This window comes from Paenibacillus sp. FSL H3-0469 (assembly GCF_038051945.1).
Taxonomy (GTDB): domain Bacteria; phylum Bacillota; class Bacilli; order Paenibacillales; family Paenibacillaceae; genus Paenibacillus_AQ.
In genome coordinates, this window is the sequence record NZ_CP150302.1 from 6,537,080 (window position 1) to 6,551,765 (window position 14,686).

At 53.6% G+C, this 14,686-nt stretch carries 9 protein-coding genes and 1 other annotated feature (1 of these 10 only partly in view); of the genes, 4 read left to right on the forward strand and 5 right to left on the reverse strand.

Annotated features, from left to right (window positions below; genetic code table 11):
- Positions 1–20 precede the first annotated feature (20 nt).
- The 4 genes from NSS83_RS28570 (at position 21) to pulA (ending at position 6,176) form a co-directional block, all read left to right on the forward strand.
- A complete protein-coding gene (locus NSS83_RS28570) occupies positions 21–296 on the forward strand; it encodes an HPr family phosphocarrier protein (RefSeq protein WP_036696683.1) in 276 nt (91 codons plus the stop codon).
- The gene (gene ptsP, locus NSS83_RS28575; RefSeq protein ID WP_341187731.1) at positions 289–2,001 is read left to right on the forward strand and encodes a phosphoenolpyruvate--protein phosphotransferase; all 1,713 of its coding nucleotides are present in this window, start codon (positions 289–291) and stop codon (positions 1,999–2,001) included. The genes NSS83_RS28570 and ptsP overlap by 8 nt, the downstream gene beginning before the upstream one ends.
- A 202-nt stretch (positions 2,002–2,203) precedes the next feature.
- Positions 2,204–3,448, forward strand: coding sequence for an MFS transporter (locus NSS83_RS28580; RefSeq protein ID WP_341187732.1), 1,245 nt, complete (start codon positions 2,204–2,206; stop codon positions 3,446–3,448).
- 328 nt (positions 3,449–3,776) lie between these two features.
- Complete coding sequence (gene pulA / locus NSS83_RS28585; RefSeq protein WP_341187733.1) at positions 3,777–6,176, forward strand: type I pullulanase; 2,400 nt, start codon at positions 3,777–3,779, stop codon at positions 6,174–6,176.
- 99 nt (positions 6,177–6,275) lie between these two features.
- Here pulA and NSS83_RS28590 read toward each other — a convergent pair whose 3' ends face one another.
- The 5 genes from NSS83_RS28590 to NSS83_RS28610 form a co-directional block, all read right to left on the reverse strand.
- Complete coding sequence (locus NSS83_RS28590) at positions 6,276–7,880, reverse strand: sensor domain-containing diguanylate cyclase (RefSeq protein WP_341187734.1); 1,605 nt, start codon at positions 7,878–7,880, stop codon at positions 6,276–6,278.
- A 530-nt stretch (positions 7,881–8,410) separates the two neighbouring features.
- Positions 8,411–9,583, reverse strand: coding sequence for an ABC transporter permease (locus tag NSS83_RS28595; protein ID WP_341187735.1), 1,173 nt, complete (start codon positions 9,581–9,583; stop codon positions 8,411–8,413).
- A complete protein-coding gene (locus NSS83_RS28600; protein ID WP_341187736.1) occupies positions 9,580–10,281 on the reverse strand; it encodes an ABC transporter ATP-binding protein in 702 nt (233 codons plus the stop codon). Before NSS83_RS28600 ends, NSS83_RS28595 begins: the two co-directional genes overlap by 4 nt.
- Positions 10,278–11,783: an efflux RND transporter periplasmic adaptor subunit gene (locus NSS83_RS28605; protein WP_341346972.1), complete on the reverse strand. Its 1,506-nt coding sequence runs from the start codon at positions 11,781–11,783 to the stop codon at positions 10,278–10,280. The genes NSS83_RS28600 and NSS83_RS28605 overlap by 4 nt, the downstream gene beginning before the upstream one ends.
- Complete coding sequence (locus NSS83_RS28610; RefSeq protein ID WP_341187738.1) at positions 11,780–14,326, reverse strand: hypothetical protein; 2,547 nt, start codon at positions 14,324–14,326, stop codon at positions 11,780–11,782. Before NSS83_RS28610 ends, NSS83_RS28605 begins: the two co-directional genes overlap by 4 nt.
- A gap of 219 nt (positions 14,327–14,545) precedes the next feature.
- Positions 14,546–14,686, forward strand: a binding site (T-box leader); it runs 148 nt beyond the window's last position.

The window sequence follows — 14,686 nt, forward strand, 5'->3', positions numbered from 1 at the left end:
AAAGCGAGTTGGATTATATTATGCAAACAACTTTCAGAATTATTGACGAAGACGGAATTCACGCACGCCCGGCAACAGCGCTGGTAAATACAGCTACAAAATTCAAAGGCACTGAAGCTTTTGCAGAAGCTAAAGGTAAAAAAGTTACCCTTAAATCCATCCTGGGCGTTCTGTCCCTGGGCCTTGAAGCAGGAGATACCCTGACTCTTATTACTGAAGGCAGTGAAGAAGCAGAAGCACTGAACGCGCTGCAGGAGGTTATGGTTAAAGAAGGGCTGGGAGAAGTTCATGAATAAAATTTCAGGAATCGCGGCTTCCGCAGGTATTGCAGTAGCCCGTGCCTTTATCCTGGAACACCCGGACTATACCATTACCAAAACAGCGGTCACGGATGTGGACGCTGAGCTTGCGAAGCTGCAGGATGCCCTGGACAAATCCAGAGGCGAACTTCAGACCATCAAAGAGCGTACCTTGGCTGAGCTTGGCGAGAAGAAGGCGGAGATTTTCGAATCACATCTGCTGATCCTTGATGACCCTGAGCTCCTTACCCCTGTAATGGACAAAATCCGTGAGGAATCGGTAAATGCGGACTTCGCACTGAATGAAGTAGCTACTCAATTCGTGGAAATGTTCCAGAACATGAAGAGCGCATACCTGCAGGAACGTGCAGCCGATATGCGTGACGTAACCAAACGTGTGCTGAACCACCTGCTTGGCATTCACTATGTGAGCCCGGCTGAGATCAGTGAAGAGGTTATCGTTATTGCCCTGGATCTGACCCCATCGGATACAGCGCAGCTTAACCGCAACTTCGTCAAAGGCTTCACCACCAATATTGGCGGACGGACTTCCCATTCGGCCATTATGGCCCGTTCCCTGGAGATTCCGGCGGTTGTGGGCACGAAGAACGTGATGTCGCTGGTCAAAGCAGGCGATCTGGTCATCGTGGATGGTCTGAGCGGAGATGTGCTGATCAACCCTTCAGAAGCTGAGGTTGCCGAGTATAGAGCGAAGCAGGAAGCTTACGATCTTCAGATTGCTGAATGGAAAAAGCTCCGCGACGAGCCGACGGTATCAGCCGACGGCAAGCATGTAGAGCTGGCAGCCAACATCGGGACTCCGAATGATGTGACTGGCGTTATTGAGAACGGCGGCGAAGGTGTAGGTCTGTACCGCACCGAGTTCCTCTATATGGGCCGCGATAAGCTGCCTTCCGAAGAGATCCAGTATAACGCCTACAAGACCGTGCTTGAGAATATGCAAGGCAAGCCGGTAGTAGTACGTACGCTGGATATCGGCGGAGATAAGGAGCTGCCTTATCTGGAGCTGCCGAAGGAAATGAACCCGTTCCTCGGCTACCGTGCGATCCGACTCTGTCTGGACCGTCAGGATATCTTCCGCACCCAGCTGCGTGCCTTGCTCAGAGCAAGTGCCCACGGCGACCTGCGCATTATGTTCCCGATGATCGCTACCCTTGGTGAATTCCGTGCAGCCCGTGATCTGCTGCTGGAAGAGAAGGCCAAGCTGCGTGAAGAAGGCAAAGAAGTATCCGACAGCATCCAGTTGGGGATCATGGTAGAGATTCCTTCTACGGCTGTACTGGCGGATCAGTTCGCCAAGGAAGTGGATTTCTTCAGTATCGGAACCAACGACCTTATCCAATATACAATGGCTGCGGACCGTATGAATGAACAGGTATCGTACCTGTATCAGCCATACAACCCGGCAATTCTGCGGCTGGTCAAAATCGTCATCGATGCTGCACACGCCGAAGGCAAATGGACCGGTATGTGCGGAGAAATGGCGGGGGATGCCACGGCTATTCCTCTGCTGCTCGGTCTTGGCCTCGATGAATTCAGCATGAGCGCCACCTCCATTCTGCCAGCACGCAGCCAGATCTCGAAGCTGTCTGCGGCCGACATGAAGGAAATGGCTGCCCAGGCCCTGCAGCTCGGCACAGCCGAGGAAGTAGCCGCACTGGTGCAATCCCGCGTGAACTAATTCGTTCTACTCTGGTTGACTGCATTCCGCAGTTAGCTGCTCCCCGTAAGGGGAGCATTGGTTATAACTCCAACTACTTTACAGCCTCCTTTACAGGGGGCTTTTTTTTCGTGAAGTGAGTTGAATTTCAGCAAATTTGGAACCGCCCGTCCGGGCGTTATTTTATATAATGGGTCCATTACTTTCGGAGGGTGGAACCATTTTGCAGAGATTCAGTGCTTCACAGATTTATTTGCTCCATGTGTTCATGTTGTCGCTTGCGGCCAGTACGATATTTACAACCTACAGTATTTATTATGTAGTTGACCTTAAGCTGAATCCGCTTCAGCTGGTGCTGATTGGAACGGTGCTGGAGTTAACGGTGCTTGTGTTCGAGGGGATTACCGGAGTGGTCGCTGATACCTATAGCCGCAAGCTGTCCGTGATCATTGCCGTGTTCGTTGTGGGGAGTGCTTTTATCCTTGAAGGGAGCATTGTCTGGATCATGCACCCGGCTTCCCTGTTGCCTGCCTTCGGCTGGCTGCTGATCTCCCAGATGCTGTACGGGATTGGCTGGACCTTCCTGAGCGGGGCGGATACGGCATGGATCGTGGACGAGCTTGGAGAAGAGCAGACGGGAAGACTCTTCATGCGCTCCAAAATATTCGGCTTAAGCGCTTCCCTGCTGGGCATTGCGGTCAGCGTAGGATTATCCCATGTTGCGTCCAATCTTCCTTTTCTGGCGGGGGGAGTTATCTATTTCGTCCTGGGATTCATATTGATCCGGTACATGAAGGAGACCGGGTTCGTACGCCGGAAGCGTGAGCCGCAATCCTCCGCTATCCGTGAGCTGGGTAAGACCTGGGCCAGCGGCGCCTCCATCCTGAGGCATCATCCGCTGCTCCTGCTGCTGACGGTTGTAACTTTATTCAGCGGTGCTGCGTCTGAAGGATATGACCGTCTGTGGCCAGTCTTTCTTATGAATGAGGTCGGGTTCCCGGAGATTGGTGTCTCGATGGCGGCTGGCTTCGGGCTGATCAGTGCGGCGACTACTATGCTGGGTGTGCTGGCTGTCTATATGGCCGGGAGAATCATTGATTTGCAAAAGGAACGCCAAGTAGCGGCCGCTTTGTTCCTCCTGACATCCGTCCGTGCCTGCTGCATTATCATGGTGGCACTTGCGCCTAATTTCTACTGGGCGATCGGGGCGGTACTGCTCCTGGGGGTGGTCGGTTCGGTCAGCGACCCGATCTATACCACCTGGCTGAACACGAAGCTGCCCTCCCGGAACCGGGCTACACTCTTGTCGATGATCAGCCAGTCCGATGCCCTGGGCCAGAGCGCAGGCGGTCCGGTTGTAGGTTATATAGGCAGCCGGATCTCTATCAGAGCTTCGCTGCTGTCGGCGGGCTTCCTGCTGGTACCTGTCATTGTGTTATACGGCAGGGTGCTGCGGAAGCGGTCCTGATGTTTTGGATTATTTTACAATTGTCAAGGAGCCGCTGGACAAGTATACTTTCGGTTAACTAGCACCTATAATTTAAATAGCTTAAATCCCCGGCTATCCATGCCGATATAAGGATATATCCGGTGACACAATTCACCCTTAACCCAGACCTGTGAACATACTGTTACATATTATATAAAGAACCCTATGTAGCAATTCCGGCGTCATCCGCTTGCAGAGCTGTGCAAGTACAAAGTATTAGTTAAGGAGAATGTGGACATAGCTTGATAGTAATAGAATGATAGTTCTCCGGGAGTATTACGGATGAGCGTAGGGATGGTGAATAGCAATGAGCAGCAATTATATACAAGCAGAACAAGAAATCGATACCTATCAAGGCAAAGACCTCGGCTTAACCTACACAGCGGAATACTGTGTATTTAAGATCTGGGCGCCGACAGCCTTTACAGTGTCGCTCGTATTATATGCTACAGGCGGAAACGGACTGACTCCGCAGACCGCAGATTACAAGGACAGCGGCAAAATTCTTAGTATGGAGCGTGCTGAAGGCGGAGTATGGACGATCCAGGTGCCCGGTAACCTCAAGGGAAAATATTATATGTACCGCGCCGTATTTGCCGACGGGTCGATTAATGAAGCGGCCGATCCTTATGCAGTAGCTGTATCGGCCAATGGAACGCGGACGGCTATCGTGGATTTGTCCGAGACTAACCCGGACGGCTGGGAGAGCGATGCTTCTCCTGGGCTGCCGCATCCGGCAGATGCTGTAATCTATGAGCTGCATGTCCGCGATTTCTCGTCAGACCCTGGCTCCGGTCTGACGTATAAGGGGAAATTCAAGGCCTTCACCGAGACCGGCCTGCGGGATGAAGCGGGTCATCCGCTGGGCATTGATCATCTGGCTGAGCTGGGCATCACGCATGTTCATCTGCTGCCGGTGTTCGATTATCAGACGGTGGATGAGCTGGGCAAGCCAGGAGAAGAACCGGCGTCCTCCATCTTCACAGACTATAACTGGGGCTACGACCCCCAGCACTATAATGTGCCGGAAGGCTCCTACAGCACAGACCCGGCTAACCCGCTTAGCCGTATCCGGGAATTCAAGGAGATGGTTCAGGCGCTGCACAGCCGCGGCATCTCGGTGATTATGGACGTCGTCTACAATCATACCTATGGGTTCCAGAAGGGACCCTTCCAGCCGCTGGTGCCGGACTATTACTACCGCCATGATCAGAGCGGCCGGCTCTCTAACGGCTCGGGCGTGGGCAATGAGCTGGCTACAGAACGGCCGATGGTCCGCAAGTATATCAAGGATTCCCTGTCCTACTGGGCTAAGGAGTACCATATTGACGGGTTCCGCTTCGATCTGATGGGGCTGATGGACAGCGTGACCATGCGCGAGATTACCGAGGAACTGCGGCTGGAGATTAATCCGGGGCTGCTGATCTATGGTGAGCCGTGGACAGGCGGCGACTCGCCGCTTGCCGCCAAGACGCTGAAGGGCGTGCAGCGCGGCAAAGGCTACGCCGTCTTCAACGACAACTTCCGCGCGGCCATCAAGGGAGACAGTGACGGCTGGGGCAAAGGCTTCGTGACCGGGGAATACGGCAAAGAAGGTGCGATCGCGTCCGGGGTGAGCGGGGCGATTCATGAATTCACCGATGCGCCTACAGAGACTGTGAACTATGTAACTGCACATGATAATCTCAACCTGTGGGACAAAATTCTGGCTACCCGGGGACTTCGCGGGGAAGCCGGACTGCCGGAGCTTGAGGGCGGCAAGCTGCGGGGCGGCGGGGATCTCAAGGCCGCAGTAGAGCAGGCGAATCCGTATGTGGGAGTAGATCCCGAGAATGTGCTGGAACATGAGACGGTACGCCGTTCGTTGCTGGCTAACGGAATCATTCTGACCTCGCAGGGAATTCCGTTCCTCCATGCCGGGGATGAGCTGCTGCGCAGCAAATACGGAGATCATAACAGCTATCGCAGCCCGGACTGCATCAATGCGATCCGCTGGGAGAACAAAAGCAAATTCATTGCAGTATTTCAATATTACAAAGGTCTGATTGAGCTGCGCCGGACACATCCAGCCTTCCGCCTGCACGGGCGTCAGGAGATTGAACGCAGTCTGGAGTTCCTGCGCTGTGACAGCGGAGTCGTTGCCTACAGACTGAAGGACCATGCTGGCGGAGATACATGGAATAATATCGTGGTGATCTATAATGCCAATATGGAGCCGGTCACCCAGTGCCTCCCGGAGACCTCCGGCTGCTGGAACATCGTAGTTGATCATACCCATGCCGGACCGGAGGCCTTCCGGCAGACGGACAACGGCAGTGTAGAGGTCGCAGGACTGTCGATGATGGTACTCTATGATAAATACGGGGAGCCCGAGCCAAGATCGAAGATTGTAGAAGTTCATTATGACCGCCCGGACGGCGATTACCGGGGCTGGAATCTCTGGGTGTGGGGTACAGGCATTCAGGATGGGCAACGGGACTTCCAGCACATGGAGGAGGGTCATGCCGTAGCACGGATTGAAGTGCTGCCGGGGACCTCCACGATAGGCTACGTCCTCCGGCTGAACGACTGGGAGGAGAAGGACGGCACCGCTGACCGCTTCATCGACTGCTCAGGCAGCGGGGAGCAGGTTATCAAGGTGACCGTTCGGGAGCGAAGTCCAGAGCATAGGACAGAGCTGGCTGATCCTTTGCAGCAGACCAGCTAGAACATAAGAAGAGCTGATTAGTTCCATCTCCTGTGGGAGGGGAGCTAATCAGCTCTTTTTGGCTAGGAGTTATAGATAGGGAGTCAACTTCTGACAGTGCTAGTTCCGCTGATCACTGTACTTCTTATCCACATGCTCACTGTACAGGTTAGCCTCATTGCCGCCATGGTTCTTGGAGCGGTACATCGCAAGATCGGCGGCACGGAGCAGCTCGTTGATGCTGCTGCCGTGCTGCGGGTACAGAGCCACGCCGATGCTGGCAGAGGTGTGGAAGCTGGAGCCCTGGTTGACGGACCAGGATTTGTTGAACAGCTGGAGCAGACGGTTCAGCAGCTCGTCCAGCATTTGCGGGCTGGTGAAACGGTGCAGCACCACGGCGAATTCATCCCCGCCGATCCGGAAGGCCTGGCCGGAGCCCTTCACGGTCTGCTGCAGCTCCCGGGAGAGCAGCTGCAGGAATTCATCTCCGGCCAGATGGCCGAGCGTATCATTCAGCTGCTTGAACCGGTCGCAGTCCAGCAGCGCAACGGCGATCTCCTGCCGGCGGTCCTCGGGCTGGTTGATCAGGTTCTCCATGTACATTTTGAAATGGGCACGGTTGGGAATCGCCGTCAGATGATCATAGAAGGCCAGCTTGTGCAGCCGCTCCTCATATTGCTTGCGCTGGGTAATCTCACGCGAGACCAGCATGAACTGTGCCGGGAAATTACGGCTGCCTGCAATCGGGGTAACCTTGGTCTCCAGCCATACCCAATGCCCTTCGGCCGAGCGCATGCGCAGCTCGGATATTCTCGGGGAAGACTGCACCACGCTCTTGAGCTTGGCCCAGGAGATCTCGGCTTCACGGATATAGTTGGAGAGCGGCGCCCCTTTGCTTGGCACATAGCCCAGTGCAGTTGCATGGGAAGGAGAGGCATACAGGATCAGACCGTCCGGATCTGTCAGCACAATGAAGTCGGACATCGTCTCACCGATCAGCTGGTAGAGCGATTGCTCGTCCTGCATTTCGTTCTGCAGGGAGATCAGCCTGCGGCTGAGATAGATGATAACCAGAACAAGCAGGAACAGGAATACAGAGTAGACGGCGAACAGGGAGCTTTTGAGATTATTGAACTCTGTCATTACCTGGCTTGCATAGGTATCAATCTTGTCCTCTGCCTGATTCAGGCTTTCCCGTACTTCATTCAGCTCCGTATGTATGGTGAGGGCAGAATAGGAGGCAGGGTTCCAGCTCTTCTGAACCCGCTGCGAGATCAGCTCCCGGCCGTTATCCCTCCATGCGGTAAGCGTGGTTCCGAAGTGATCCAGCTCATTCCTCAGCTCGTCCAGCAGCAGCTCGCTCTGCTTCATTCCATTGAACGGGCTCTTCACCGCATTCAGATTGTAGCGGGCGGTATTGACGCGCTGCAGCGCCTGAGCATTATTGTCTTCGAATTCCTGTGACAGTGTACTGCGCTGCGCGCTGGTCAGCGTCCCGCCGACTGTGGTCTGAAGCGCTAGGGCTGCCTGATACAGATCGCGGTCGGCATTCAGAATGAGCTCGGAATTCTGGTAGACATCACTGTATAAGGAATCGGATAATTTGTTCATCGTATGATTCAGAATCAGCAGGGAGGCCACACTGATCCCAACCAGAAGAACGGTGATGGACGTGAATAATATAATCAGTCTGCGTGTACTTGTGTTTTCCGAAAAAACGGCCACTGTCATCCTCTCCCCGCACAGAACTTTTGCAAATCTCATGGGTGTAGCTTTGGTGCATGCGAAACTTATCCTTATGCGGAATATGGCTTCATGCAGGCATGTAAGAGAGTATACGTTAGCGAGTCCTAGAGAGCAGGGGAAGAAAGAGGCAATAGACAGAATAGCTTCCGGTTAGATCGCGGTTTCTTTTCACCAGTATATAGGACATCCCTTAAGCAGAGCAATTGCTGAAAAAATAATAAGCCCCGTCAGCTTCCGCTGCGGATGCACAGGCCGAGAAGCAGACCCTGGAGCCGGAGTGGAAACAGTGGAGACATATCCGTTACAGCCGATACCAAGAACTAGTATGTATACTTAACTACTATGTAGAGATATTGTGACCTTTGAGTCCTATTACCCACTTTTACTGCAAACGATACCCCTGTGGTATCAATTGTGCATTAAAAATATAACAGAAAAATCCGCCAGCCCAGGAATCTGAGACCAGCGGATGGAACAGCAGATTATAAACTGCTGGGTATAGGAGGATGCTACTCGTTGCGCAATGCATAGATAGGGCGCATTCTTGCAGCCTTGCTTGCAGGAATCATTCCGAAGAGGACACCGATCATCAAGGAGAAAGAAAAGGAGATCAGCACCATATTCCAGGAGGGCGCCACATTCAAGGCGGTATAATGACCGACAGCCCAGCTGGCGCCAAGTCCCAATGCGACTCCGATCAGACCCCCGGTTCCGCTTAAGACTACGGACTCGATCATGAACTGCATCATAATGTTCTTTTTTTTGGCCCCGATGGCCTTGCGGATGCCGATCTCTCTGGTTCGCTCATTGACTGAGACAATCATAATGTTCATAATCCCTATCCCGCCTACAAATAACGAAATACCTGCGATACCGCCAAGGGCCATGGACAGAGTGGAGCTGGTCTCATTCACCGTTTCCAGCATCTCCCGTGAATCAAAGACAGAGTAGGCATTCTCCGCTGCACTGAATTTGGCTGTAAGGCTGGCCTCCAGCTTGGTTTTGACCTCATCCACATTGTCATTGGAAGTGGTGGTGAGCGTAATGGAGCGGACGCCCTTGCTCTGCAGGAACCGTTCGGCTGTAGAGATGGGGATCAGCAGCTTCTCGTCGCTTGAACCGACGCTGGTGGAGCCTTTACTCTCCAGCAACCCGACGATCTTGAAGCTGCTTCCGTTGATCTGTACCTTTTGGCCTACAGGATTATCTGTACCGAATAGATCCTCCGCTGTATCTGATCCGATTAACGCAACCTTCTGCCGGTATTCTGTATCCATCTCAAGCAGGAATCTTCCGGATTGCACATGGAAATCCTGGACCTCTTCGTAGGCAGGTGTAATGCCTTCTACGGATACGGAAACGTTCTCGGTACCGTGCTTGGCGGTTACGTTCCCGGAGATTATCGGGGATACATTATCCACCCCTTCAATCTCACCAAGGGCCAGGGCCTCCTCGTAGGTTAGCGAAGTGGTGGCTCCGCGGCCCGTAATGTTGACGGTCAGCTGGTTAGTTCCCAGGGAGCTTAGGGACTCTGTAATCTGCGAGGTGGTGCCCTGGCCCACAGCGACAAGTGCAATGACGGAGGAGACCCCGATAATAATGCCCAGCATGGTAAGAAAGGCTCTTATTTTGCTGCTCAGAATACTTTTGAAGGCCATTTTCATACTCTGGTACAGCATCATGAGTGCACCACCTTCCGATCCTCTACAAGATCCCCGTCTTGAATCCGGATCACCCGTTTGGCCTGCTCGGCAATCTCCAGGTCATGCGTGATCAGAATAATGGTATGCCCTTGTTCGTTAAGCTCCTTAATCATCTGCAGAACCTCCTTGCCTGTCTTGGAGTCCAGCGCTCCGGTGGGCTCATCGGCAAGAAGAATAGGCGGGGTTCCGGCAAGAGCGCGGGCAATAGCCACACGCTGCTGTTGGCCTCCAGACAGCTCGGAGGGACGGTGATTCATTCGGCTCTCCAGGCCTACCCGGACCAGGGCGCTGCGGGCAATTTCTCTACGCTCCCTGTGGGACATTCCACGGTAGATCAGGGGCAGCTCTACATTCTCTACCGCTGATAATTTCGGCAGCAGATTGAAGTTCTGAAATATAAAGCCGATCTTCTCGTTGCGGATCTGAGCCAGCTTGTTGTCAGACAGCCTGCGGATCTCCTGGCCGTCCAGGAAATAATCGCCTTCATTCGCCACATCGAGGCAGCCCAGCATGTTCATCAGGGTGGACTTGCCTGACCCTGACGGGCCGATGATCGCAACGAATTCACCGTGATCAATGGTGAAGCTCAGGCTCCTCAGAACCGTCATTGATTCTCCGGCCATCGTGAAGCTGTGCTGCATATTCTCAACCCGGATCAGCGGTTCTGGTGAGGTCATCGTCCGCCACCGCCCCCGGAGAAACCGCCCCTGCTGCCCCCGCTGCCCCCGCCGGTGAAGCCGCCCCCGCTCCCGCCGGGAAAGCCTCCGCTCCCGCCGGTCATTCCTCCGCTGCCAAAGCCGCCCATGCCACCACCCATGCCGCCTTGCTGCGGAGAGGTGGTATTGCCTGAGGAAATCACGGTTGGGAGGATCACTTCATCCCCTTCACTTAAGCCGCTGACGATTTCGATGCTGCTCTCATTGTGGATACCGGTCTCCACAGCCACACGCTGCGTGCCGGCGGCATTGCCCGAAGCACTCCGGCTTCCTGCTGCCCTGCCGGAGAACCCGGCGCCGGCCGGAAATTCACCGCCGGAAAACGCTCCGCCCCGGGCTTCTCCGCCGCCCTGAGGGTATCCGCCGCCTTGACCGCTTCCGCGTGCAGCCCTGCCGCCGGTCTGGCCTTCTGCTCCTTCCGGCCGGATTTCGCCTTGGCCGCCGGGAGCCTGTCCGTCAGCCGTGCCACTCTCAGCAGACTTGGAGCCAGCCGCTCCGTTACCAGAAGTTTTGGTGCCTGATTCATTTCCGCCGGTCACCGGCACATTGACGAAGGATTTCCCGTTTATCTTTGTTACAGCTTCGATAGGAACGGTCAGAATATCCTTCTTCTCTTCGATGGTAACCGCCACCTCCGCAGACATGCCGATAAGCACACCCTCCGAGTTATTTAATCCTACAGTGACGTTGAACAGGGAGACACCATTGGAGGAGGTTCCTTCTTTGGCTATATCTATAACTTTACCGGTAAAAGACTTATCCTCAAGGGCATCCAGTGTAATGGTGGAGACTTGATTGAGCTTGATTTTGGGGATATCCAGCTCGTCTACCTGAACGGTTACGCTTAGATTCACGTAATCAGTCATGGTGAACAGCTCTGTACCATTCTGGGCCTGTTCACCGGCCGTAATATTCACGGCAGTGATCGTACCATCGATCGGAGCGGTCAGCGGATCAGGCGGAGCCATATCTTCATGGATGGCAGCGATGGATTCCTGCTGGTCTAAGATATCGCTATTGGCCTTATCAATGGCTTTTTTTGCCGACTCCAGCTCTTCCTCTGCCGCGTTATTCATAGCCAGCGTCTTGTAGCTCTCCTGTTTGTTTTCCAGCTCTGTCTTGAGATTCTCCAGCGACTTTGTGGCTTCCTTCAGCTTATCATCCAGATCGCCCGCGACAAATGTGATCAGCACCGCGCCTTTTTTAACGACATCGCCTTTCTTAACCATGACCGTATCGACCTTCCCGGCTTCTTTGGTACGGATGCTCTCGCTGTTGATTGCCGATACTGCACCTGAACCCGAGACACTCACCAGAATATCCCCCTTACTGGCAACTGCCGTATTCAGCGGGGCGGCGTTGATCTGCCGGTTCTGATCCGGCCAGAGTCTATAGCCCGCAATCCCTGCAATAGCAACGAGGAGTATGGCTGAAGCGATAATAATGATCTTTTTCTTCTTCATTTTGCGGCTCCTTCAGTGGAAGACGTGGCTGCTTTGGCGGTAACCTCAAGGGAATAGGCCTGGCTGGCGAGCTCCGTCCGCATTCCCTGGAATTCATCGTAGAATTTAAGGGCGTAGGTGCCGGAGCTCAGATTTTTGAACAGGACGCTGGTAAGGGTCGTAGAATAAGAGTTGTTTGTTCCCAGAGTCAAGTCGGTGCCAAGCGTCAGTGTTTTCTCGTGAGACTGTCCATAAGGATCTATAACCTGAAGGATGAGCTTATGCTGGTAAGCGCCTGTCTGGTAGGCATTATCCTGATTGAGATTGTAATTGAACGTCACAGCAATGCTGCTTTCGCCCTTGGTGAGTTCCCCTGTAGAGCTGGTAACTGCCAGTGTATAAGGGAAAAGCGGAACGGAAGCCAGATTGGTCAAAGGCGTAACCTCTGCCGGAGCCAGTGTCAGCGCTGCAGTATTCACATATCCCGTCGCAGCCGTTCCTGCGGCAGTCAGCTTGCCATCCGCAATCGACTGGCTGATATACAGCTGAAGACCTGCCGTGTCCAGAGCAGCCGGAACTTTTGCCCAGAAGGTAACCAGTGTTGTGCCCTCAGGGCTGGTTGGCAGCTCAGACTGGCTTACGGTTGCTTCAAAATATTGCCCGTCAGCAGTCCTGAACTGTGCGTACAGACGGGCCAGATCTGCCTGCCGGACTTCGTCGCTGTTCATTTCCACTTCGCTGTACACAAGATTCGAGCCGGTTCCTGTATACAGGAGGGTGGAACGTTCCTTGACGGTGGCTTTTTTGCCGGTGGCCGTGATCTTGAAGGCTTCCCCTGGAGCCAGCGGTGCAACACTTTTAACGGCACTGTCGCTTGTGCTGAGAGAGAGGAACTGCGACACTTCTGTACCCTTGGTCTCCTGGAGGATGAGCTTGACTTGTCTGAAATCCAGGGTATATGGAATATGGGCTTGAACCGATATCTGTGTGCTGGCACCAGGGGCAAGGACTGAAGAGCTGTTGCCCGTATAAGTCTGTGAAGAGGAAGTGAGATCCTTCTGATCCACCAGGAGTATTCCGGTAAAAGCAGGCAAAGTAATGGTCTTGGACGTTGCATTGCGTATCGTTAGTACAGCCTGCACCAGATCCTCGCTGCCCCAAGGCAGACGCAGCAGGGAGTCCAGAGAGACAGCGAACGTGCCGTAGGTATTGGTTACGCTGGTCTCGGCGGCGAGATGAATCTGGCTCTCCGGCTTATAAGGGATGCGGAAATAGGCCACAGGCAGCGTTACTTTATCCGCGCTGGCTGCAGGAGCAATCATGCGCAGCTCCAGCGAATTCTGAGCCAGCTCCAGCGGAACACTGGCGCTCAGCTCAATCAGCTTGTCTTCCAGCGGCTTCAGGGTCAGGCTGCTCAAGGTTGTGGACGTCACCGGGAAGCTATAGCCTTCCGCCGAATTGACGTTAAGCTCATAAGCAGGCAAAGTAACCGCTGTGCTGCCGGTATTCTTCACCCGGAGCTGATAGCTCCAGACACCGTTCCCGTTATCCGCATGCACAGTTGCCTTCAGCAGCTGCATGTCCACGATATTGCTGCCGATGGAGACCTTTTTGGTATAGCCCGCCGCTACAGTGAAATCGGCGGTTACCGCAGCCGGAAGCGCGTAGGAAGAGACAGGCAGGTACAGCTTGAGTCCTTCATCCAGCTTAGCGATCTGTAGCGTTAGCTTGCTGAGATTCATGTAGGAGGGGATCTCGGTCATATAATAGAGCGTCTTCTTCTCCTGAGGCTGAAGCTTGAATTCGGAGCTGCTGTCATCCAGTGTAAGTGTGAAGACAGAGCCGCCCGAGGATTTCAGGTACAAGCTATAGCCCGGATCTGTAAGCACTTTGGTACCCAGATTGGTTAAGCTAAGCCCGACCTTAGCATAGACTTTGCCGTTATATTTGTAGATTTGCACGGATTCGGCTTTGGTGCCGGCTGTAAGGCCGCCGAGTTCAACCTTCCGGGTCTCTCCTGTAAGCGAGGACAGAGAATAATTGGCTGGGACCGTGAACGTGCCTATACGCTGTTCATAATTAGCGGCGCTGAAATTCCAGCCGTAGATGTTGATTTTAAGTCCTTTGACGGAGGCGGCAGTTCCAATATTCGCATAGTATGTAAGGCTGGTGCTTTGCTTTGCGGGGATTTTCTTGACTGTACTGTCTGCGCTGACCGGTATTCCCTTGATGACGCTGCCGCCCGCCGTTACTATTTTGGAGAAATAGTCCGCCAGATTGACGCTGCTGCCGGCAGTATTGGTGTAGGTAAGCGTGTAGGTGAGAATATTACCGCCGGTTTGGCTCTGAATCCCTACATGGCTCAGCTTCACCTGAAGCGTGGTAGCGAGCTTGAGCGCACTTAGACTGTTAAGAGTGGAGACTTCCGTGACCGGGCTTGCTGCTGTGGCAGCCGTAGAACCGGATGAAGCAGCATAGGCCGTGGTTCCCGGGCTTCCTGCGGTTTGAATTGCGGCAAATGTGCTGAGCAGCAGCAGAACAAATGCTTTTTTTCGTGTAGGCATGTAATTTCCTCCTTGAATGATCTCATAAGGCAAAATATCAGCATTGACTGAATGCCCGCTGAAAAAAAGCCTTCAAACCGCGCTGAAGCTTAAAGGAAGCTTAAAAGAAGATAAAAAATAAGCGGAATTAGCGCAGCTTGTCAAACGGGCTGTTTTTGCATATAATAGATGGGCATATCTTCCCAAGCGGAGGATCGAAGTGCAGAGGATATAATCCGCATACATGCAATGATGGAGAAGAGTACGCAGTGCCTGGCTTACAGGGAGGAAGCGCCGCAGATTGAGAGCGTTTCTAAGAGAGCAGAGCTGCCGAAGTTCACTCCGGAGCAGTTCCCTGAATGTACATCAAGGCTTCCTTGA

Coding starts and splice junctions, on each gene's coding strand:
- NSS83_RS28570 (WP_036696683.1), top strand. CDS start 21: ATGCAAACAACTTTCAGAATTATTGACGAAGACGGAATTCACGCACGC.
- ptsP (WP_341187731.1), top strand. CDS start 289: ATGAATAAAATTTCAGGAATCGCGGCTTCCGCAGGTATTGCAGTAGCC.
- pulA (WP_341187733.1), top strand. CDS start 3,777: ATGAGCAGCAATTATATACAAGCAGAACAAGAAATCGATACCTATCAA.
- NSS83_RS28595 (WP_341187735.1), bottom strand. CDS start 9,583: ATGATGCTGTACCAGAGTATGAAAATGGCCTTCAAAAGTATTCTGAGC.
- NSS83_RS28600 (WP_341187736.1), bottom strand. CDS start 10,281: ATGACCTCACCAGAACCGCTGATCCGGGTTGAGAATATGCAGCACAGC.
- NSS83_RS28605 (WP_341346972.1), bottom strand. CDS start 11,783: ATGAAGAAGAAAAAGATCATTATTATCGCTTCAGCCATACTCCTCGTT.
- NSS83_RS28610 (WP_341187738.1), bottom strand. CDS start 14,326: ATGCCTACACGAAAAAAAGCATTTGTTCTGCTGCTGCTCAGCACATTT.